The 22,304-nt window shown below is 44.2% G+C and carries 16 protein-coding genes and 1 pseudogene; 11 read left to right on the top strand and 6 right to left on the bottom strand.

Annotated elements, in window-relative coordinates; translation table 11 throughout:
• The first annotated feature begins 3 nt into the window (after positions 1-3).
• Entirely contained in the window at positions 4-2,052 is a 2,049-nt protein-coding gene (locus tag AACQ83_RS10930; protein WP_112877665.1) for a tRNA(Met) cytidine acetyltransferase TmcA, read from the top strand.
• Here AACQ83_RS10930 and AACQ83_RS10925 read toward each other — a convergent pair.
• From AACQ83_RS10925 to AACQ83_RS10905, 5 genes are all read right to left on the bottom strand, one after another.
• Entirely contained in the window at positions 2,003-2,191 is a 189-nt protein-coding gene (locus AACQ83_RS10925; protein WP_112877663.1) for a YpfN family protein, read from the bottom strand. The two genes, AACQ83_RS10930 and AACQ83_RS10925, sit on opposite strands and share 50 nt — an antisense overlap.
• Positions 2,179-2,868 (bottom strand): M15 family metallopeptidase, encoded by a 690-nt coding sequence (locus AACQ83_RS10920; protein ID WP_112877661.1) that lies wholly within the window; start codon positions 2,866-2,868, stop codon positions 2,179-2,181. Before AACQ83_RS10920 ends, AACQ83_RS10925 begins: the two co-directional genes overlap by 13 nt.
• Entirely contained in the window at positions 2,865-3,992 is a 1,128-nt protein-coding gene (gene dapE, locus AACQ83_RS10915; RefSeq protein ID WP_112877659.1) for a succinyl-diaminopimelate desuccinylase, read from the bottom strand. Before dapE ends, AACQ83_RS10920 begins: the two co-directional genes overlap by 4 nt.
• Before the next feature lies 1 nt (position 3,993).
• The gene (locus AACQ83_RS10910; protein WP_112877762.1) at positions 3,994-4,377 is read right to left on the bottom strand and encodes an ArsC family reductase; all 384 of its coding nucleotides are present in this window, start codon (positions 4,375-4,377) and stop codon (positions 3,994-3,996) included.
• 225 nt (positions 4,378-4,602) lie between these two features.
• Positions 4,603-5,238, bottom strand: coding sequence for a response regulator (locus AACQ83_RS10905; RefSeq protein WP_011146941.1), 636 nt, complete (start codon positions 5,236-5,238; stop codon positions 4,603-4,605).
• 584 nt (positions 5,239-5,822) lie between these two features.
• On the opposite strand from AACQ83_RS10905, the gene maeB reads away from it, so the two are divergent.
• From maeB to AACQ83_RS10880, 5 genes are all read left to right on the top strand, one after another.
• Positions 5,823-8,102: an NADP-dependent oxaloacetate-decarboxylating malate dehydrogenase gene (maeB, locus tag AACQ83_RS10900; RefSeq protein ID WP_112877657.1), complete on the top strand. Its 2,280-nt coding sequence runs from the start codon at positions 5,823-5,825 to the stop codon at positions 8,100-8,102.
• A gap of 99 nt (positions 8,103-8,201) precedes the next feature.
• Positions 8,202-9,077: a ChaN family lipoprotein gene (locus tag AACQ83_RS10895; RefSeq protein WP_112877761.1), complete on the top strand. Its 876-nt coding sequence runs from the start codon at positions 8,202-8,204 to the stop codon at positions 9,075-9,077.
• Between the two features lie 153 nt (positions 9,078-9,230).
• Positions 9,231-10,031, top strand: coding sequence for an energy transducer TonB (locus tag AACQ83_RS10890; protein ID WP_112877655.1), 801 nt, complete (start codon positions 9,231-9,233; stop codon positions 10,029-10,031).
• 79 nt (positions 10,032-10,110) lie between these two features.
• Positions 10,111-12,219: a S9 family peptidase gene (locus AACQ83_RS10885; protein WP_370446058.1), complete on the top strand. Its 2,109-nt coding sequence runs from the start codon at positions 10,111-10,113 to the stop codon at positions 12,217-12,219.
• 129 nt (positions 12,220-12,348) lie between these two features.
• On the top strand, positions 12,349-14,625 hold the full coding sequence (locus AACQ83_RS10880; RefSeq protein WP_112877759.1) for a TonB-dependent receptor domain-containing protein: 2,277 nt from the start codon (positions 12,349-12,351) through the stop codon (positions 14,623-14,625).
• A 33-nt stretch (positions 14,626-14,658) separates the two neighbouring features.
• Here AACQ83_RS10880 and xseA read toward each other — a convergent pair whose 3' ends face one another.
• Positions 14,659-16,032, bottom strand: coding sequence for an exodeoxyribonuclease VII large subunit (xseA, locus tag AACQ83_RS10875; protein ID WP_112877653.1), 1,374 nt, complete (start codon positions 16,030-16,032; stop codon positions 14,659-14,661).
• Positions 16,033-16,204: 172 nt separating this feature from the next.
• Here xseA and guaB point away from each other — a divergent pair, with 172 nt between their 5' ends.
• The 5 genes and pseudogenes from guaB (at position 16,205) to AACQ83_RS10850 (ending at position 21,799) form a co-directional block, all read left to right on the top strand.
• The gene (gene guaB, locus AACQ83_RS10870; protein WP_112877758.1) at positions 16,205-17,671 is read left to right on the top strand and encodes an IMP dehydrogenase; all 1,467 of its coding nucleotides are present in this window, start codon (positions 16,205-16,207) and stop codon (positions 17,669-17,671) included.
• 74 nt (positions 17,672-17,745) lie between these two features.
• A complete protein-coding gene (gene guaA / locus AACQ83_RS10865; protein ID WP_112877651.1) occupies positions 17,746-19,323 on the top strand; it encodes a glutamine-hydrolyzing GMP synthase in 1,578 nt (525 codons plus the stop codon).
• Positions 19,280-19,558 (top strand): helix-turn-helix domain-containing protein, encoded by a 279-nt coding sequence (locus AACQ83_RS10860; protein ID WP_240000772.1) that lies wholly within the window; start codon positions 19,280-19,282, stop codon positions 19,556-19,558. The genes guaA and AACQ83_RS10860 overlap by 44 nt, the downstream gene beginning before the upstream one ends.
• 9 nt (positions 19,559-19,567) lie before the next feature.
• Positions 19,568-21,316 (top strand): Eco57I restriction-modification methylase domain-containing protein, encoded by a 1,749-nt coding sequence (locus tag AACQ83_RS10855; protein ID WP_240000771.1) that lies wholly within the window; start codon positions 19,568-19,570, stop codon positions 21,314-21,316.
• A pseudogene (locus AACQ83_RS10850) lies at positions 21,317-21,799 on the top strand (PaeR7I family type II restriction endonuclease).
• Positions 21,800-22,304 lie beyond the last annotated feature (505 nt).

Raw genomic sequence — 22,304 nt, 5'->3', positions numbered from 1 at the left:
GTTATGTTGCCGGAACTGAGTGTGATACAGACAGAAATGCAGCAGCAAGGGTTACGTCGTTTGTTGGTGTTGAGTGGAGATGATCATTGGTGCTATTTGCAGGCTAATGAATTACAGCAGAGATTTATTGGTGATTGGTTATGGATCTCTTATCGTAAACAGCACGCTGTGCTGCCAGAAAAGGCGGCCAGTTTATTAGGCCAGGAATATCTGCATGGAATATTTGATGCTACCGCAGGTTTTAATGCGGAAGCACTGGCGATATTGGCAGGCACATTGAAAGCTGGAAGCTGGTTGGTGATGATGGTTCCATCTTGGTACCAATGGCATTATCAACCAGATAAGGATAGCGCGCGTTGGAACGAACAGTTAGATGCTATGCCAACGCCGCATTTTGTTCAGCATATTCAGCAGCAAATTGTTAGCGATCCTCAAGTTTTGCTATGGCGGCAAAATGATCCCTTATGCATCCCTGAATTTCCACAATATAGTGCGTGGCAACTGCCTGATGGCAACCCAACGGCCAGCCAACATGCCATTTTGACTCGACTTTTGCGGGCAAATCAGGGGGTATGGGTCATTACTGCGCCAAGAGGGCGAGGTAAATCGACACTTGCAGGTATGTTAATGCAGCAATGGCAAGGAAATTGCTGGTTAACTGCACCAGCAAAAGCGACAACTGAAGTTATCAGATGTTATGCGGAGGAAAAGGGAAAATTCTGGGCCGTAGATAATTTGCTGAAATATTGTAGACAAAATAGCGTGTCAGATATTGATTGGTTGCTTATCGATGAAGCCGCTGCTATTCCAATGCCTCAATTATCTGAGTTGATCAGCTATTTTCCCCGAATATTGTTGACCACAACTGTGCAAGGATATGAAGGTACAGGACGCGGATTTTTACTTAAATTTTGTGTTGGAATCCCTGATAGTCATATTCTAAACCTGACGGCTCCTGTGCGTTGGGCTGAAAATGATCCGCTGGAAAACTGGTTGGAAAAAGCTTTACTGTTTGAGGATGCAATTCCTGTCAACAATTCTGATAAGGCTATCAGTTATCACGTTTGTCATCAGCAACAATGGATTAAACAACCTGAATTGCTGAGGCAGTTTTACGGCATATTGACCAGCGCTCACTACAAAACTTCACCTTTAGATTTACGGCGTTTACTTGATGCCAAAGGCATGCAATTTGTTGCGGCTTTTGGAAATAATGCCTTAATGGGGGCTTTGTGGATGGTTGAAGAGGGTGGATTGGCGCTTGAGTTAGCCCATGAAATATGGGCAGGCAGGCGTCGTCCAAGAGGAAATTTGGTTGCTCAATCGTTAGCTGCCCATAGCGGTTTACCGCAGGCGGCGGTTTTGAAATCTCAACGGATCAGCAGGGTTGCTGTACAGGCTAATAATCGCAGACAAGGTATTGCTCAGGGAATGATCGCGTATCAACGGGAAAGGGCAGAAAAACAGGGAGTGGATTTTATTTCCGTTAGCTTTGGTTATACCGCGGAGCTTTGGGCATTATGGCAGAAATGTGGCTTCCAATTAGTGCGAATGGGAACCCATTTAGAAGCCAGCAGCGGTTGTTATACGGCAATGGCTATTTTTCCCCTGAGTGAACAAGGGATTGTGCTGGGGATTCAAGCTGAGCAACAGCTTGCCCGTGATGCACATTGGCTGGAATCGCAGATTGGATTTAGCTTGCCTGTTGATTACCAAACTGACCATCATCTCAATCAGCATGATTGGCAGGAACTGTCAGGTTTTGCATTTGCTCACCGACCATTTTCTGCTTCATTACCGGCCTTGCAACGATTGTTGCTGAACAGTGATTTGCCGTTGATTGCGCTAAGAAATCATCTCCAGCAAGAAATGAGTGTTGAGCAATGCATCACCGTATTAAAGTTGAGTGGATATAAGGCATTAATGCGACTCTGGCGGCAAGAAACCGCACAGGCGTTGTCAAGTCTCAATCGGAAACTTACCAGAGAGTGGCAAGAGTGGACTATGGCTTTTTCTGTGGCCAATCATCTTCATCATCCCACTTGCTATTAAGATCCCGATGAGGAGGTAGTTCCGGTTTATTGTCCAGAAATTTTTTAACATCCAGTCGGCGTAACTCTTTAATGGCATTGAGAAGAACGCCAACTAATAAAACTAAAATAATCCACCAGTAATCAGCTAACCATTGCATGAGGTTGTCTCCTGCGCAACATGGAGGTAATTTTCAAATACATAAGGTAAGTTAGTAGATAACCAGTCAATGCCGGCGATGTCATGCTGTTGCCATACATCCAGTAACATCTGCTGAGTCAGCAATTTTTCCAATTGCTTGGCTAATGGTTGGTAGCTGATATGCCACGGTTCATCAGCGACACTGCCACGGTTACCGACAAAAGGACGGTAAAAACCGAAATGAGCCATATTCTCGGTCAACCAATGAGTTAATGGTGCGAAATAACCACCATTTTCATATTCCCAAGGTTCGAGTAATAACGTCTGGTTATCCGGTAGCATCGTTGGATCATAGATATCCAAATCTGTTCCCCAATGATGACGGCTGGCGCCGGGCAGGGCGGACCAACGAAGAATTGCCTTACAGCGTTCTCCTTCTGATAATTGGGTGATGTCCATGGGTTGGCTGTTTTCATCCAACACCGGGCGTTCACCACGGAATTTTCCATTCCAGATAGCTTGCTGACGTTGAAAATCACGGAACGTGCTGGCCGGTTGCAGATGAATTCCGGCCTTTTCAGCGGCTTGTTGCATGGAAAGAAAAGCATTGGCGGCTTCTGGTTGTAATCGGTGATTGCCAAAGAGAGAAATCAAGTGGCCAGTAGCCAGGCCGGTTAACATATTTGCTGTGATCACTGGATTAATTGCTCCATAACACGTTGATAAATCCGGCTGAGTTGTTGCAGATCGGCGGCGCTAACGGACTCATTAACTTTATGAATTGTTGAGTTCAGTGGCCCCAGTTCGACAACTTGAGCACCCATCGGAGCAATAAATCGCCCATCGGATGTACCACCACTGGTAGATAATTCAGGTTGATAGCCGCAATATTGGTCTATTGCTTGAATGACGGCATTGACTAACTCACCTTTGGCTGTTAGGAAAGGCTGACCTGCCAGTATCCACTCAATCGTGTAATTGAGATTGTGATTTTTGAGGATAGTTTCAACCTGTTCACGGATTTGGCTGTCAGTCAGTTCTGTACTGAAACGGAAATTGAATTGAACTTGCACATTCCCAGGGATCACGTTATGACTGCCTGTTCCCGCGTGGATATTGGCAATTTGCATACTGGTCGCCGGGAAAAATTCATTCCCTTTATCCCAATGTGTATTGATCAATGTCTGTAAAGCAGGAAGGAGACGGTGGATTGGGTTATCAGCTAAATGCGGATAGGCAACGTGGCCTTGAATACCGTGAACAGTGAGATTCGCAGTAAGGGAACCTCGACGGCCGTTTTTCACCATATCGCCAAGATGATGCTGGCTAGAAGGTTCACCTATCAGGCAATAATCCAAACGTTCATTGCGGGACATCAAGGTTTCAACCACTTTAATGGTGCCGTGGGTGGCTTTCGCTTCCTCGTCTGAAGTAATAAGAAAGGCCAGACGTCCATTATGGTTGGGATAGGCGGCAACGAAACGTTCAGCCGCGACAATCATGGCAGCTAATGAGCCTTTCATATCTGCCGCACCCCGGCCATATAGCATGCCATTACGGATAGTTGGCTCAAATGGGGGATATTCCCACTGAGATTCATCGCCCGCAGGGACGACATCGGTGTGTCCGGCAAAGGCTAATGTCGGGCCTATGCCGCGATAGGCCCAAAAATTGTTTGTATCGCCAAAGGGCATTCGTTCAATGGTAAAGCCAATTGCTTGCAAATGAGCGATCATAATATTTTGGCAACCTTTATCGTCCGGGCTGATAGAGGGTTGTCTGATGAGTTGTTGTGCAAGTTCAATTACAGGGCAAGTCATTTCAGAGTGCCTCAGCAAAAAATTGCTGATACTCATCCACTTTATAGCCTAATAGGCAATCACCTTTTGCAGAAATTAATAGTGGACGTTTGATAATAGCGGGTTGTTCCAACATCAACGCTTTTGCTGCGTCAGCATTATTAATTGTTGTTCGTTGTTGATCGGTCAGTTTACGCCAGGTTGTACCACGGGTGTTAATTAATGATTCCCAACCCAGTTTGTCAATAAATGACTGCAAAAGTGTTGCATTGAGTCCATCAACACGATAATCATGAAACAGGTAAGTAATTTCCCGTTCTTCCAGCCAACGACGGGCTTTTTTTATCGTGTCACAATTCTTGATCCCATAGAGAGTAAAAGCGGGTTGAGAAGATTTATCCAATATCATTTAACAGATCCTTAAAAAAATTTAAATACCTAAACATAATGCTGGAAAATGCCTGTTTTATCTAGATGATATCCTGATTTTTATTATCGGAGATACCAAAACAGGAGACTCAATTTTATTGGCCTGTTCTCATAGGGGGTATTTGCTACATAACATTTACTACATAACAGCGATAAGAGCCGACCCTCGGTAATAAGCTCAAGGAGCGGCTCGGAAGAAGTATTAGGCTACTCCATTTTTCCTATGTTGCAAATACATGATTGTTGCAGCCAGACGGGAACGTACATTCAGTTTTTTTAACAAGTTTCTGATGTGTACCTTCACTGTCTCTTCAGAAATAAATAAGACATCAGCAACTTCCTTATTGGTCATGCCACTGGAAACTTCTTTTAATACATCTAACTCACGTTTGGTCAATTCAGATAAAGGATCAACATGTTTATGACGGTTAGCGAGATGTTGGTATATTTTTTCACTAAATACAGTTTGTCCACGAGCAGCATGGCGAATACTGCTTAATAACGAATCTAAGTCGCTATCTTTAAGCAAGTAGCCATTAGCTCCTGCGTCAATGGCTGCGTAAACATCATTTCGATCATCTGAAACGGATAATACCAGTACATAGGAATTGATCCCTTTTCTACGGATAGATTTAATCGTGTCCACGCCTGAAAGGCCATTCATATTGAGATCTATCATAATGACATCAGGTTTCAGCTTGCATGCAATATTTATTGCTTCTTCACCATTGTCAGCTTCCGCTGTTACGGTAAGCGCCCGATCGAGCTCTACAATCTGTTTCAAGCCATGGCGAATGAGAGGGTGGTCATCAACTATCATCACTGAATGGTTATACATTTTCCTTCTCCCTTAAATAAGTAAAGCCACGAAATGCAGACTTTGAATTTGATTAAAAGGCAGTAATGAATGGGTCTGCCCTAAATTAAATTGCTATGAAAAAATTTTATCAAAACCGATTGATTTACAAAGTTGATAGCTCTGTAAGTCCAGAAAGCACATCCTGATATAAAAATATAAATAGCGCAAATTAGTTTGATAAGTAAAAAAAGAAGATGAGTAATTTTCACAAAAAATACATAACTTAACTTCTTTTAATGGTGTTAAAAATCAATATGTTAAATGTATGATTATTAGATTTGTTTTCTTTTATAAAATTTATTTTAATTGAATTTATATTGAGAGTTTTTCTGAGTTATAGTTATTATTGTTACTATAACTTCAATGATATTGTATAAATGGTAATGTTTCTTTCTTTATTTTCCTATATTAAGTAGGGCATTAGTGGATAAATTGGGTAGTATTTTTCATGAACAAAAAAGTGCTACTTTATTGATAAGATGCTGTCAATGTTATGATTTGACACACAGTACCTATTATACTGCTCCTGCTTTTACTCCAGATTGTATATAAAGGATCCGACGATGGATGAAAAATTAAAACAGAGTGCATTGGATTTTCACCAGTTTCCACAACCAGGGAAAATCACGATTACTCCTACTAAGCCTCTGATAACTCAGCGAGATTTGGCCTTAGCTTATTCACCAGGTGTTGCTGCGCCTTGCTTGGAAATTGCAGAAGATCCATTAGCGGCTTACAAATATACTGCGCGTGGCAATCTTGTGGCAGTGATATCTAATGGTAGTGCGGTCTTAGGATTGGGGAATATTGGTGCACTGGCAGGTAAGCCAGTGATGGAAGGAAAAGGTGTCCTATTTAAAAAGTTCTCAGGTATTGATGTATTTGATATTGAAGTTGATGAGTCTGATCCTGACAAATTGATTGATATCATTGCGGCACTGGAGCCGACGTTTGGGGGAATTAACCTCGAAGATATCAAAGCACCGGAATGTTTCTATATTGAGAAAAAACTTCGGGAAAAAATGAACATTCCGGTATTCCATGATGACCAGCATGGTACAGCGATAATTTGTACTGCTGCTGTTTTGAATGGTTTACGGATTATGAAAAAAGAGATTTCAGCGGTTCGCTTAGTCGTTTCTGGTGCCGGTGCTGCCTCTATTGCTTGTATGAACTTGCTGGTTGCGCTTGGGTTGCAACGCAAGAATATCGTGGTATGTGACTCTAAAGGGGTGATTTATCGTGGTCGCGATAAAAATATGGAAGAAACTAAAGCTGCCTATGCGATTGAAGACAATGGCAGCCGCACATTAGGTGATGTTATCCCTGGTGCAGATATTTTCCTCGGATGTTCCGGTCCTGGCGTGTTGACTCAAGACATGGTGAAAATGATGGCTAAAGATCCCCTCATCATGGCATTGGCAAACCCTGAACCAGAAATTTTGCCGCCATTGGCAAAACAAGTTCGCCCTGATGCAATCATTTGTACTGGTCGTTCTGATTATCCGAATCAGGTTAATAATGTGCTCTGTTTCCCGTTTATTTTCCGTGGTGCGCTGGATGTTGGTGCAACAACCATTAACGAGGAGATGAAGCTCGCCTGTGTTCATGCGATTGCGGATTTAGCGCTGGCGGAACAGAGTGAAGAAGTGGCTTCCGCTTATGATGATCAGGATCTGTTTTTTGGCCCGGAATATATTATTCCTAAACCATTTGATCCGCGCCTGATTGTAAAAATTGCCCCGGCAGTTGCCAAAGCAGCAATGGATTCCGGCGTAGCAACCCGCCCGATTAAAGACTTTGGAGCGTATATCGAGAAGCTGAATGAGTTTGTCTATAAAACAAACTTGTTTATGAAACCTATTTTTTCTCAGGCTAAGAAAGCGAAAAAGCGTATCGTTTTGGCCGAAGGGGAAGAAGTACGTGTATTGCATGCGACTCAGGAGCTGATCTCTCTTGAGCTGGCTTACCCGATTCTAATTGGTCGCCCCAGTGTTATCGAAATGCGTATCCAGAAACTGGGATTGCATATTGAAGCGGGTAAAGATTTTGAAGTCGTCAATAATGAGAATGATCCGCGCTTCAAAAAATACTGGCAGGAATATCATCACATTATGAAACGTCGAGGTGTTTCTGCTGAACAAGCTCGTCGTGCAGTTATCGGTAATCCCACCCTGATTGGGGCGATTATGGTACTGCGTGGTGAAGCTGATGGCCTGATTTGTGGCACCGTTGGCAGTTACAGTGAACATTACGATGTCGTGAGAAATGTGTTTGGTTTCCGTGATGGGGTTCATACTGCTGGTGCAATGAATGCATTGATGTTGCCAAGTGGTAATACTTTTATTGCGGATACTTATGTCAATAATGATCCAACGCCTGAACAATTGGCCGAGATTACCCTTATGGCCGCAGAGACAATCCGCCGTTTCGGTATTGAACCAAAAGTTGCTTTGCTTTCTCATTCAAGTTTTGGTTCCACAGATTGCCTCTCAGCACAGAAGATGCGCCAGACGCTGGAATTGGTGAATAAAATGTCACCTTCGCTTGAAATTGATGGTGAAATGCATGGTGATGCCGCATTGGTTGAAAGTATTCGCCGTGACATTATGCCAGATAGCCCATTGAAAGGGGCTGCCAATCTGTTAATTATGCCGAATATGGAATCTGCCCGTATCAGTTATAACTTGCTACGTGTCACCAGTTCTGAAGGCGTTACCGTTGGCCCAGTTCTGATGGGGGTTTCCAAACCGGTACACATTCTGACACCAATTTCTTCTGTACGTCGTATCGTTAATATGGTCGCTCTGGCGGCAGTTGAAGCGCAAACTCATCCGCTGTAATACCCATCGCCCCTGTTTCCTATAGGCAGGGGCGGTTTGTTGTAAACGATTCTTATTATCTATATGATGCGCAAAACATTAATATGGATAATGGGCATGATGAAATTTCTCACGGTTGTAAAATCTTTTCTGATTATCTGTGGTTTACTGGTCTTATCTGGGTGTGTATTTGTACAACAGAAACCAACTCTCCAAGCGCTTTCACCGGAACTGACTCAACAAGGGGCTATTATCGATCTTAAAACAGGTCATGCCCTGACCCCTGATGAATTGATCAATCGGCTGGCATCACATCAGCGGGTAGTTGTGGGTGAAAAACATGATAATCCATATCATCATCAGATAGAGCTTTGGTTGGTTCAGCAACTTCCGCTTAAAAGAGAGCAGGGTTCAGTCCTGTTAGAGATGATTAATCCTGATCAGCAGCAAAAAGTGAATAAGGTTAAGAGTTGGTTGCAAACTAAGCCTATCGTACGTGAAAGTCGCATAAAAGAGCTTCTTGCATGGCAAGATGGGTGGCGGTGGGAGTTGTATGGTGGATTGGTCATGGAGCTTATGTATCAGCCTTATCCGTTGCTGTCTGCAAACTTAGATCGCAGTGAAATTAAAGCAGCTTACAGTAACCCTCCGACCCTCCAGGGGAATATTTCTGTTGCTGAAAATGTTAAAGCGCAGATTAAAGCGGTGATTAAAGATGTTCACGGTGGTGAAATAACGGAACAACAGTTATCTGCCATGACAGCTATTCAGCAAATGCGGGATCGCAGAATGGCGGAACAGTTACTTAAAGCGCCGGCTCCTGCCACACTGATTGCGGGTGGATATCATGCAACAAAAGTAATAGGTGTTCCTCTGCATGTTAAAGACTTATCTCCCCAAGAGGATCTTGTTGTGTTGATCATCGCTGAAAAAAGCAATGTACTGGATAGCCAATATGCTGATTATGTCTGGTATACACCAGTAAAAAAACCGTAGATATTTTAAACAAATGGTAATCTTTTCCCCGTATATAAGGGGCCTTGGCACAGGGATGTGCTCAAGTTAACGATACAGGGAAAAATAATTTTCATTAGCATATGAAATTAATTATCATTACTAAATGATAATTAAAATTATGCGCTATCATCCATGTTGACGCTGACACACCCGGCCTTTCAAACGGGGCATTTTAAAAAATGGCTCATTTCTGCTATTGCTGCTCACCTCATTTTGGTTGGTTGGATTATCTACCAGCCAGACGAAATTGCTATTGATGAACTGATGCCGCCGCCGGCGGTGATGATGGAGCTTTCATTGTTAACAGAAGCGACACATCGGGTACAAAAACAGCCTATCGGTATTGAACAGCAACTTGCTGTTGCCAGCCGGCAGCAGGAAAGCGAGATTAATGAGATTAAGACGCCTGAGCTTATTAAAGATGAACAGGCGCAGATTCTGGTGCATAAACCTAAAAAACAGAAAAAACACCATGAGGAGCTTGAAAAAACACCACCGGTGAAGCGCCAGCAGGTAGAAGAGCAAGAGAGTGAAAAATCTCAAAGTAGTGCTGCTATGGTGAGCAGTACGGCTATATCTACGAATGTTACTTCGCGGGTTGCTGCTTCTTATGACAGTGATTCAAAGGCTATCGCTGATGCGGATGCACTATGGCGAGCCGAAGTTATCGGGCATTTGAACCGCTATAAACGCTATCCAGAGGATGCACAGAGAAGAAATCGCACGGGTCGGCCTACAGTCAGATTCACTATTGATAAACAGGGCTATGTTACTAACAGTGACTTAGTTCGTCGTTCAGGAACTCATTCTTTAGACAGGGAAGCGAAGCAAGTTCTGGCAAGAGCGCAACCGTTGCCAGCTCCCCCCGATACCGTTTTAAGCGGTAATGGAATTACGATAGAACTTCCGATTGATTTTAGTTTAACTAATTAATACTTTGAGCGACTTAAGGACAGCAAATATGTTAAGGCAGCAAGCGCGGTTTGCCCTGAAAACTAAAGGGCTGTTATTGATGTTTTTATTAAGCGGCTGGTTGAATCCTGTCGCCGCAGAGGAAGAAATTATGCCACCAAAGGCAATGAAACAACCACACCATATAACTACCCACGGTGATACTCGTATAGATGATTATTACTGGATGCGGGATGATAATCGTAAAGATCAAAAAGTCATTGATTATCTGACAGCCGAAAATAAATATACCGAACAGATGCTAAAACCCGGTGAACAGCTACGGGATACGTTATACGAAGAAATGGTTGGCAGGGTGAAGCAGGATGATCAATCGGTACCCTATACTTATAATGGGTATATTTATCGGACAACCTATGAAACGGGCAAAGATTTCCCGATTTATCAGCGTAAACCTGTTGATGGCTCATCAGATTGGCAGGTATTGGTCGATGGTAATGAAAGGGCTAAAGGGCACGAATATTACCAACTGAGTAATTTTGCCATCTCTCTGGATAATAAACGTATTGCGATTGCGGAAGATACGCAAGGGCGCCGTAATTATCAGATATCTTTTAAAGATATTGCGGATAAACAGTGGAATAACGATGTAATAAAAAATACTTCTGGCAACATGGTTTGGGCTAATGACAATAATACGTTGTTTTATGTGCGCAGACATTCACAGACCTTATTGCCATATCAGGTATTTCGTCACCAATATGGTAGCAATACCAGCGAAGATCAGAAAATATATCAGGAAGACGATGAGCGTTTTTATTTAAACGTGTCTAAAAGCACTTCCCGTGATTATATTATGTTGTCGATAACCAGTAATTCGACTTCTGAATATTTGCTGATTGATGCCAATAAACCCCAAGCTGAACTTCAGGTATTTTCTCCTCGTCAGGAAGGCAGAGAGTATTATATTGACCATTTCCGCGATCACTTCTACATCCGGTCAAATCATGAGAATGAAACTTATGGGCTTTATCAGACGGATGCCATTAATACACCGTGGAAAATAGTCATTGCTCCGCAACAAGATAGTGATCTTGAAGATTTCGACCTGTTTAATGACTGGTTGGTTGTACAGGAGCGAACAAAAGGATTGCCGACAATTCGTCAGATTAATTGGCAAACACAGCAAGAAAAACAGATTAAGTTTGACGATCCAAGTTATATGGCATGGATTGATTACAACCCCGAACCTAATACTGATTTTGTCCGTTATGGTTATTCGTCCATGACGACACCAAGCTCAACATTCCAATGGAATATGAGAACAGGCGAGCGGGAATTACTTAAGCAGCAGGAAGTAAAAGGTTTTGATAAACATCATTATGAGAGCCAGCGTATTTGGGTGAAGGCCCGTGATGGCATTGAAGTTCCGGTATCTCTGGTATATCGTAAATCACTGTTTAAAAAAGGTCATAACCCAATACTGATTTATGGATATGGGGCTTATGGTATCAGCATGGACCCTTCATTTAGTTCACCACGATTGAGTTTATTAGATCGGGGCTTTGTTTACGCCTTGGTGCATGTGCGTGGTGGCGGTGAATTGGGTAAGAAATGGTATCTACAAGGTAAAGTCGAAAATAAAATGAATAGTTTTAATGACTTTATTGATGTGACTAAAGCACTGATTGCTCAGAAATATGGTGACAGTAAACGTGTTTATGCGATGGGAGGGAGTGCGGGTGGTTTGCTAATGGGCGCTGTGATTAATCAGGCACCGGAATTATATCGCGGTGTGGTTGCTCAAGTTCCATTTGTTGATGCCGTAACAACCATGCTTGATCCTTCTATTCCGCTGACCGTAGGAGAATATGAGGAGTGGGGTAATCCTGAAAATAAAGAAGATTATTTCCGGATTAAATCATATAGTCCGTATGACAATATAAAACATCAACGTTATCCAAACTTATTGGTTACGAGTGGATTTTATGATTCCCAAGTGCAATATTGGGAACCGACTAAATGGGTAGCAAAATTACGGGATATGAAGGAAGATAACTCTATTTTGTTATTAGAAACCAATATGAGTGCCGGGCATGGTGGTAAATCGGGCCGATTTAATCGATTAAAAGATACTGCGCTGGATTACAGTTTTATTTTGATGCTGGATGATGCTAAAAAGTATTTTCCGCAATTAAAAGATAACTGAAATAAATTATAAATAGTATAAGTTTGTTATTTAAAGCACTGATAAATCATTATCAGTGCTAAACATTTTTATTTTCTAAAGACGGGCATGTGAGCAAATATTGATTTGTATGCATTTGGGATGATTGAAATGAAAATAATGACAAAGATAGCAGGGGCTGGTGTGGTTTTCATTGGGCTTCAAGGGTTTGCTTATGGCGAGGAAAAGCAAGAGAAAAAATCAGATAAGGTGATGAAATTCAGTAGCCTTAAGGTTTCTGGTTCACAGGATGATGCGGAAGTGAGGGCAATGGAAAGGCCCGGTTCATACAGTTCTAAAGGAGAAGATACAAAACTTCAATCAACGGATAGTATATTACGTAGTATGCCTGGGACCTATACGCAAATAGATCCGGGGCAGGGAACCGTGAGTGTGAATATTCGTGGATTAAGTGGATTTGGGCGAGTAAATATGATGGTTGATGGTGTTAGCCAGAGTTTTTATGGTACATCTCCGACGAGTCCAGCTCACGGTACTACTTATAACCAATTCGGTACAATCATTGATCCCAATTTTATTGTGGGAGTTGATGTCAACCGTGGTCAATCTGATGGATCGAATAGTGTTAATGCATTAGTGGGTAGCGCTAATTTTCGCACAATTGGTGTAGATGATGTGATATTCGCAGAGAATTCGTTGGGAGTACGCACAAAAACAGCTTATGGAAATAATGGTATTGGCTATAATGGCATGATAGCGGTTGCGGGTAAAACACCCGCTTTTAGTTCTGAAGGTTCAATAGGTGCTATGCTGGCTGTCAGCGGGCATTCAATTGATGCACATTATAAGAATGGCGATGGAGTATTAAGCGATGAGTTTGTTACAGATAAATCGTTTAAGCAAAAACCTAATTCGCAATTAATGAAAATAAAAATTGAACTAAATGAATTTCATGATATGGAGCTAAGTGGCCGAAATTATCATAATAAATTTACCCGCCGTCATATTGATAGTCGGGATATTTATTTAAAATACAATTACACTCCATTTAGTGAATGGGCTGATATAAAATTACTGGTTAGCACTAGTGAGAGTAGTCAACGTTATGAAGGTGATTCACTTTTTAAGTTGCTAAATAGTAATGCAAAAAATAAATCAGATGCAATAGATATCAGTAATATTAGTCGTTTCGACTATGGTGATACAAATTTTGAGTTAACATTTGGCAGTAAGTTGATGGAAACCGAATATAGCAGGACAACGAGTAGTGTTTATTCTGGTCGAGGTAAAGATGAAAAAGAAAAGAGCGAATATAAAAAGAAAGATAGTGAAGTAAAAGAAAACAATGTTTTCGCGCCAAGTGGTAAACAAGATATTGTCAGTATTTATGGTGGATTGAAAATAAATCGTGGAATTTATCAGGCAGATATTACGTTTAATTATATGGATTACAGTGTTAAAGGCTATAAACCGGCTTGTGATCTGCGGATTCCCTGTTTTCCCCAGGGAGCAACCGAATTGGATTTAAAAGAACATGGGTTTAATCCAGGTATTTTACTATCAGCAGAAATTATTCCTGAGTTCCAACCATTCGTCAGTTATGCCCGTTCAATGAGAGCACCAAATATTCAGGAGACTTTCTATAGTAATGAAGGTGGTGGATCTATGAACCCATTTTTGAAAGGAGAGTCATCAGACACTTATCAAATTGGCTTTAACAGTTTCCGCCCAGATTTAATTGTAAAGGGAGATACTTTCCGTCTGAAAGCTGCTTGGTATCATACTAAAGTAAAAAATTATATTCTCAGTGATATCTGGCTTATTTGTGGCAATAGGAAAAAATGTAAAGACGATAGTTCGACAGATTACAATGAAGTCGATCCTAACATCAAAATGTATATCTATCACAATAGTTTGACTCCGGTAAAAATACGCGGATATGAAATTGCTGCTGATTATGATGCTGGTATGTTTTATAGCAAATTGGCTTATAGTTGGCAAAAAACGCGCCAGCCAACTTCTGCCGCTACAGCGCATTTTGGTGCAGAGCCGTTGTCCCAATTACCTGATAGCTTTATGACGTTGGATACCGGTGTTCGTTTATTTAATGAGAAACTCCGTGTTGGTGCGATTGTTAAATATACCGGTGATTCTCATAGGCTGGACCCAGATCAATATAATTTTGATGAAGATGGGAGGGTTGTACAGCAAAAAGAACCTAAAATCCCAACGATAGTCGATCTTTATAGCGATTATCAGATAAATCACAATGTGTTGTTGAAATTTTCAGTACAGAACTTGGCAAATAAAAATTACTCTGAAGCACTTAATCGTGCAAACTCTTCTCCATTAATGACTGAGCAAACTTCGGCTATGCAAACTGCTCGGGGCCGGACTTATATTGTCGGCGCAGAAATTCGTTTCTGACTTGTAGGAGAAATAAGTGGCAAAGGAAGGCCACTATTTCAGATTTGCAGAGCGTTTTTTCCGTTCTTTCTTGATTTTCAACACCTCACTTTCAATCCAGCCATCTTGTAAACGGGTATTCAGGACATCACCAACACGTACCTGTTTGGTTTGTTTTAGTAATTTTCCATCCGATGTTTGACTAATGTTATAACCACGAGCCAGTGTTGCCAGAGGGCTAACGGCTTCCATCCGTGAACAGGAAATGGCAAATTTTTCTCTGGAACGGCTGATTTGCCTTTCAATCGCTTGTCTTAACCGGAAATCTTGTTGCTGAATCTGTTGGCTATACTGGTGGATTTGCGAGCTAGGTTCAGCGTACCAGAGCCGTTGCTGTAATTTCTCATAAGCCAGGCTGTTTTGCTTTAAGCACCGTTGTAAGCTGTCAGTGAGTCGCTGGCGTAAATTGACCAGTAAGTTTTGCTGACGCGCTAGTCGTAAATGAGGGTGTTGTTGCTGTAAACGATGAGATAACAGACTGAAAACACGTTGTTTCTGGGCAAAGAAATAATCCATTGCCATTTCCAACCGCTGTTGTTGCGACTGAATTTGACGTAATAATTCGAGCTGATTACGGCTAACTAACTCAGCGGCCGCTGATGGCGTCGGGGCGCGTAAATCTGCCACAAAATCAGCAATGGTGACATCTGTTTCATGACCGACCGCACTGACTATCGGAATATCACTGTGAAAAATGGCTCTGGCGACATGTTCATCGTTGAAACTCCATAAGTCTTCCAGCGAGCCACCACCGCGCCCAACAATCAATACATCACACTCCCGACGCTCATTAGCTAATTCAATAGCCCGGATAATCTGTAACGGTGCTTCTGTGCCCTGAACCGCTGTTGGATAAATGATGATGGGTAATGATGGATCACGGCGCTTTAAAATATTCAAAATATCATGCAGGGCTGCGCCACTGGTTGAAGTAATGACACCAAGCTGTTGAGCAGGGGATGGCAGGGGCTTCTTGTGGCTTTGGTCAAATAATCCTTCTGCATCAAGTTTTTGTTTCAATAATTCAAACTGTTGCTGTAACAGGCCATCACCGGCGGGTTGCATATTTTCAACAATAAGCTGGTAATCTCCTCTTGGTTCATAAAGCGTGATTGTCGCGCGAACCAAAACTTGCTGACCATTTTGTGGCCTGAATGTTACCCGTTGATTGCTACTGCGAAACATTGCCGCCCGCACTTGGGCACGCTCATCTTTCAGCGTGAAATACCAGTGCCCGGAGGCGGGGTGAGAAAAATTGGATATTTCAGCGCTTAGCCAAATTCTGCCCATTTCCATTTCGAGCAGTCGCCGAACCGTCTGATTGAGACGGCTGACAGAAAAAATTCCAGTATTAAAAGGTAGTGACATGTGAGAAAGATCAAATTTCAAAACAATAACTTAATATGCTGATACTAACCTTCATCACGAAGTAAGCAAGAAATTTTTTAATAAAATGCTGGAGGCAACCGATTACGTTCTGTATAATGCCGCGGCAATATTTTATTCCTTAAATTTTCAGCAGCTTGGTGAGATATTGCTTATGTTACGAATTAAAAAAGAAGCTTTAACCTTTGATGATGTTCTGTTAGTTCCTGCCCACTCTACTGTTTTACCTAACACTGCTGACCTGTCTACTCAACTGACTTCCTCCATTCGTTTGAAAGTTCCTATGTTGTCTGCCGCTATGGATACCGTCACCGAATCCGGTTTGGCTATTGCGTTGGCTCAGGAAGGTGGAATGGGTTTTATCCATAAAAATATGTCCATTGAGCGTCAGGCAGAAGAAGTTAGCCGAGTCAAAAAACATGAGAGTGGGGTAGTGACAGATCCAGTCACTGTGGCACCTAAAACAACGCTGCGTGAAGTTAAGGAATTGACAGAACGTAATGGTTTTGCGGGTTATCCGGTTGTCACTGAAGGAAACGAGTTGGTTGGTATTATTACTGGCCGTGATGTGCGTTTCGTTACCGATTTGGATCAGCCTGTTACTGCGGTAATGACGCCTAAAGAGCGTCTGGTGACAGTAAAAGAAGGTGAAGCCCGTGAAGTTGTGTTGCAAAAAATGCACGAAAAACGTGTCGAAAAAGCGCTGGTAGTTGATGAAAACTTTCATCTACTTGGCATGATCACGGTTAAAGATTTTCAGAAAGCAGAACGTAAACCGAACGCCTGTAAGGATGAACGTGGTCGTTTACGTGTTGGTGCTGCGGTTGGTGCCGGTGCTGGCAATGAAGCGCGTATTGATGCATTGGTTGCCGCCGGTGTTGATGTTCTGCTTATTGATTCCTCGCATGGTCATTCTGAAGGGGTACTGCAACGTATTCGTGAAACCCGCGCTAAATACCCGAATCTACAAATTATTGGTGGTAACGTGGCGACTGGGGAAGGCGCAAAAGCGCTGGTAGAGGCTGGCGTCAATGCGGTTAAAGTCGGTATTGGTCCCGGTTCTATCTGCACTACCCGTATTGTTACCGGTGTAGGGGTGCCACAAATTACGGCTATCTCTGATGCTGTTGAAGCGTTGGAAGGCACCGGTATTCCAGTTATTGCTGATGGTGGTATTCGTTTCTCTGGAGATATTGCCAAAGCCATCGCCGCAGGAGCGTCATGTGTTATGGTGGGCTCTATGCTGGCAGGGACAGAAGAATCACCAGGAGAAATTGAGCTCTACCAGGGGCGTTCATTTAAATCTTATCGCGGCATGGGATCATTGGGGGCGATGTCCAAAGGTTCTTCTGATCGATATTTCCAAACTGATAATGCCGCAGACAAGCTGGTACCGGAAGGTATTGAAGGCCGTGTAGCCTATAAAGGTTTGCTGAAAAACATTGTCCATCAGCAAATGGGAGGCTTGCGTTCCTGTATGGGGCTGACTGGCTGTGCAACTATTGATGAATTGAGAACCAAAGCAGAATTTGTTCGCATTAGTAATGCCGGTATTCAGGAAAGCCACGTTCACGATGTCACCATTATCAAAGAGTCTCCAAACTACCGGTTAGGTTTGTAATCCATATTTATTGTGGCCCATATAAGGGCCACTTATCTTTTATTTGTTACTTGTTTTTTTGGAATTCACCGCACATGACAACTAATATCCATCAACACCGCATTCTTATCCTTGATTTTGGTTCGCAATATACTCAATTGATTGCTCGCCGTATCCGTGAAATCGGGGTTTATTGTGAACTTTGGGCATGGGATGTCACTGAAGAGCAAATCCGCGAATTCAACCCAAGCGGTATTATTCTTTCCGGTGGTCCGGAAAGTACCACAGCACAAGGAAGTCCACGTGCACCTGAATATGTTTTTAACGCTGGCGTTCCGGTTCTGGGCGTTTGCTATGGTATGCAAACGATGTCAGTACAGTTTGGTGGTAAGGTAGAAGATTCTACTGAGCGTGAATTTGGTTATGCCCAGGTTGAGATTAAAGCGGAGAGTGCATTATTCCGTGGGATTCAAGATTCATTAAATGAGCAAGGTAAACCATTATTGGATGTATGGATGAGTCACGGTGATAAAGTTACTGCAATTCCCGAGGACTTTGTCACTATCGCCAGCACTGATACCTGTCCATTTGCCATCATAGCAAATGAAGAAAAACGTTTTTATGGCGTGCAATTCCACCCGGAAGTCACCCATACCCATCAGGGGCAGCGTATATTGGAACGTTTTGTACTGGATGTATGCCAATGTGAAGCGCTGTGGACACCTGCTTCTATTATCGAAGATACCGTTGTACGTCTGCGTGAACAGGTTGGTGAAGATCACGTTATTTTGGGGCTGTCCGGTGGTGTTGATTCCTCTGTCACCGCATTGTTACTGCATCGCGCAATTGGTAACCGCCTGACCTGTGTATTTGTTGATAATGGTTTACTGCGTTTGGATGAAGCTGAGCAGGTGATGGAAATGTTTGCCGGTAAATTTGGGCTGAATATTATTCATGTCCCAGCAGAAGACCGCTTCCTTACTGCACTGGCTGGCATCAATGATCCTGAAGAGAAGCGTAAAACAATTGGTCGTGTATTTGTTGAAGTCTTTGATGAAGAGGCGAGCAAACAGGCTCAGGTTAAATGGCTGGCACAGGGCACTATATATCCGGATGTCATCGAATCAGCAGCATCTGCGACAGGCAAAGCACACGTTATCAAATCTCATCATAACGTAGGTGGTTTGCCGGAAGAGATGAAATTGGGTTTGGTGGAACCGCTGAAAGAGTTATTCAAAGATGAAGTGCGTAAGATTGGCTTGGAATTGGGATTGCCTTATGACATGTTGAACCGTCATCCATTCCCAGGCCCTGGCTTGGGTGTTCGTGTACTGGGTGAAGTGAAGAAAGAGTACTGCGATCTGCTGCGTCTGGCTGATGCTATTTTCATCGAAGAGCTGCACAAGGCTGATTTGTACAATAAAGTCAGCCAGGCGTTTACCGTATTCTTGCCAGTTCGCTCCGTGGGCGTGATGGGGGATGGTCGTAAATATGACTGGGTTGTTTCGTTACGGGCAGTAGAAACGATTGATTTTATGACCGCACATTGGGCGCATTTACCATACGATTTCTTAGGCCGGGTTTCTAACCGGATCATCAATGAAGTCAATGGGATATCAAGAGTTGTCTATGATGTCAGTGGTAAACCACCTGCGACTATTGAGTGGGAATGATCCCGCGTCCGGCATAGACCGGCACCTGGACCTGCAGCGCGACGCGCTCAAGCAGGCCGGGCTTGCAGCAGCCCGCGCACGTGGCCGCAAACCGAAGCTAGACGACCAGCAGGAGCGCGAGATCAAAGCCCTGTTGCGCGATCCCGATATTCAGGTGGCCGAGGTAGCCCGCTGTTATGGCGTGTCCCGAACCACACTTTACAAGCACGTCGGCGTCATCACGCCGCGCCAATGAGGATTTGGGATGACCCAACAACTAGATGCTGCAGACAGCGTGCTCAGCAAGGTTACTCCTAGAGCTGTTGCAGTGCCTGTATGTCCCGTCACGGTAGCGACTGAGGCTTTGGCGACGGAGGGCGGGCTCGAAGCCCGAGGGGCCATTTTCACGCGCTCTGAGGTGGTGGATTTCATTCTCGACTTGGTTGGTTACACAGAGGATCAACCGCTTCACGAAAAGCGGCTTTTGGAGCCGTCATTTGGTGGTGGCGACTTTCTGTTGCCGATCATTGAGCGGCTACTGAGTGCATGGCGGGCAGCAAGGCCGAGCGGTTCCGCGCTCGACGAACTAACCGATGCAATCCGGGCGGTGGAACTGCACTACGAGACCTTTAAGAGCACCAAAGCTGCCGTTGTTGCACTGCTCAGGCGGCAAGGGATCGCTGCGAATGCTGCGGCAACGTTGGCTAGTTGCTGGCTGTCGCAAGGCGATTTCCTGCTGGCACCGCTGGAGGGGCAATTCGATTTTGTGGTTGGCAACCCACCCTATGTCCGTCAGGAGTTGATTCCGGCGCCGCTGCTTGCCGAATATCGCGGTCGTTACCTGACGATGTATGACCGGGCAGATATTTACATTCCCTTCATCGAGCGGTCTCTGTCGGTTTTGTCGGATGGTGGCCGCCTAGGCTTCATCTGCGCTGATCGCTGGATGAAAAACCGCTATGGCGGGCCACTGCGCAGCCTCGTAGCCGAGCGGTTCCACCTGAAAGTCTATGTCGACATGGTGGATACACCTGCCTTCCACTCCGATGTGATTGCCTACCCAGCAATCACTATCATCAGCCGTGAAGTGCCGGGGTCAACGCGCATCGCTTACCGCCCGGCTATTGACCGGGCGACGCTGACCGCATTGGTAGGTTTGCTCAAAGCCCCCTCGCTGCCGAAGGAAGTCGGCCCGGTGCGTGAACTTGCCCAAGTGACCAACGGTTCGGAGCCGTGGTTGCTGGAGTCATTCGACCAGATGGCGGTTATTCGCCGTCTGGAGGGGGACTTTCCCCTGCTGGAAGAGGCAGGGTGTAAGGTCGGGATCGGTGTTGAGACTGGCGCGGACAAAGCGTTTATCGGGGATTTCGACGCGCTCAATGTTGAGCCAGACCGGAAGGTGCCGCTGGTAACAACCAAAGACATCATGACCGGCGAAGTGGAGTGGCGCGGTCTGGGTGTTATCAACCCCTTTGCTGAGCAGGGCGGACTGGTCGATCTTGACGAGTATCCCCGTCTGCGGAGCTACCTTGAGGCCCGACGAGAGGTGATCGCTGGGCGTCACTGTGCGCAGAAAGCTCCGGCCAACTGGTATCGCACAATTGACCGCATCACGCCGTCGTTGGCTGCGAGGCCAAAGCTCCTGATTCCAGATATCAAGGGACAGGCGCATATCGTCTATGAAGATGGTGAACTGTATCCTCATCACAACCTCTACTACGTCACGTCAGACGACTGGGATTTACGGGCCTTGCAGGCTGTTCTGCTATCCGCTGTCACTCGTCTGTTTGTGGCGACCTATTCAACGAAAATGCGAGGTGGATTCCTACGCTTCCAAGCGCAGTACCTGCGCCGTATTCGCATTCCGCACTGGGCTGAAGTGCCAGAACCGCTGCGCCGTGAGTTAGCCGAGGCTGCTATCAAACGGGACTTGCAAGCTTGCAACCGGGCTGTGTTCAGGCTCTACGACCTAAGCCAAGAAGAACGATCTGCCCTCGGGGGAAATGGAGAATAAATGGCGCTCGATCTCGTCGACTACGAACAGAAAGCCCGCGAAGCCGTGAAGGAGTTTTGGGGCAACCGCGAAGCAGCAAGACAAAAATAAATAGAGTCGGGCAAGGCTGACCAAGGTGAACGTGCAGGAGTCACCGCTGGCAAGAACATGGACGGGTTCTTGGCTTTGGTGCTCTACAAGGGACAATTGATCGCAGCCATCGAACTGAAAAGCCAAGTAGGCCCCTCGTTCGGAAACAACTTCAATAATCGAACTGAGGAAGCAATCGGGACGGCTCATGATTGATGGACAGCCTTCCGTGAAGAAGCTTTCGGCAAGCAACCGCGTCCATTTGTAGGGGGGATGATGATGGTTGAGGATGCGCTGGAGTCTCTCTTCAATCACGTTGCGGCCTCGGTTCGGTTTATCAAGTCGCTAGAGGCGAGGATAAAAGCTAAAGTGACACAGGCGAAACACGGTGGTTGGGACGAAAGTATTAGGTAAGCACAACCGTTCTAGCCGCGATGGCATCGCACGGAACTTGGCTACCAAACCGTGCACTTTGAAAGGAGGGAGACACCAAATGAAAGACAGATCGCCACGGCCTCGGAACAGGATGCGAGTAAGATGCAACCGATGTAGGGCGCAAATTAACCCCTTGATTAGAACGTGGTATTTTTCATGGTCTTGTGAGTTCCTGTTGTTGCAATATGCTGATTTATATGTGTTTTTATTCGTAATTTATAAGAGTGGAAAGTTCTCAGAGTCTATAGACATCGGTTGAAGCCTAAACTAAAAACACCAATAAAATTAAAGCGTTTTTTGGTGTTTTTATTTGTGATATGCACTGTGGATGTTCACTTTAGGTTTTTGTTAAGACTAACCTGAACTCTGGATAAGGAAGAAAAGAAAAAAGGAACTAAGTGCCTGAGGCACGATCAAAGTTTTTGCTTAGAAAACAAAATCGTGGGGATCCTCAGGCTATGACTACTTTAGAAGAACTTTACTG

Origin of the sequence: Photorhabdus sp. S10-54, from assembly GCF_963878145.1 — a bacterium.
Classification (GTDB): Bacteria; Pseudomonadota; Gammaproteobacteria; order Enterobacterales; family Enterobacteriaceae; genus Photorhabdus; species Photorhabdus kayaii.
The sequence above is the reverse complement of the archived record's forward strand: the minus strand, read 5'-3'. Positions and strand labels throughout refer to the sequence as shown.

Bases quoted from the DNA above. Each gene is read 5' to 3' on its own strand.
- AACQ83_RS10930 (WP_112877665.1), top strand. From the start codon at position 4: ATGTTGCCGGAACTGAGTGTGATACAGACAGAAATGCAGCAGCAAGGG.
- AACQ83_RS10925 (WP_112877663.1), bottom strand. From the start codon at position 2,191: ATGCAATGGTTAGCTGATTACTGGTGGATTATTTTAGTTTTATTAGTT.
- dapE (WP_112877659.1), bottom strand. From the start codon at position 3,992: ATGACTTGCCCTGTAATTGAACTTGCACAACAACTCATCAGACAACCC.
- AACQ83_RS10905 (WP_011146941.1), bottom strand. From the start codon at position 5,238: ATGTATAACCATTCAGTGATGATAGTTGATGACCACCCTCTCATTCGC.
- maeB (WP_112877657.1), top strand. From the start codon at position 5,823: ATGGATGAAAAATTAAAACAGAGTGCATTGGATTTTCACCAGTTTCCA.
- AACQ83_RS10895 (WP_112877761.1), top strand. From the start codon at position 8,202: ATGAAATTTCTCACGGTTGTAAAATCTTTTCTGATTATCTGTGGTTTA.
- AACQ83_RS10890 (WP_112877655.1), top strand. From the start codon at position 9,231: ATGTTGACGCTGACACACCCGGCCTTTCAAACGGGGCATTTTAAAAAA.
- AACQ83_RS10885 (WP_370446058.1), top strand. From the start codon at position 10,111: ATGTTTTTATTAAGCGGCTGGTTGAATCCTGTCGCCGCAGAGGAAGAA.
- AACQ83_RS10880 (WP_112877759.1), top strand. From the start codon at position 12,349: ATGAAAATAATGACAAAGATAGCAGGGGCTGGTGTGGTTTTCATTGGG.
- xseA (WP_112877653.1), bottom strand. From the start codon at position 16,032: ATGTCACTACCTTTTAATACTGGAATTTTTTCTGTCAGCCGTCTCAAT.
- guaB (WP_112877758.1), top strand. From the start codon at position 16,205: ATGTTACGAATTAAAAAAGAAGCTTTAACCTTTGATGATGTTCTGTTA.
- guaA (WP_112877651.1), top strand. From the start codon at position 17,746: ATGACAACTAATATCCATCAACACCGCATTCTTATCCTTGATTTTGGT.
- AACQ83_RS10860 (WP_240000772.1), top strand. From the start codon at position 19,280: ATGATGTCAGTGGTAAACCACCTGCGACTATTGAGTGGGAATGATCCC.
- AACQ83_RS10855 (WP_240000771.1), top strand. From the start codon at position 19,568: ATGACCCAACAACTAGATGCTGCAGACAGCGTGCTCAGCAAGGTTACT.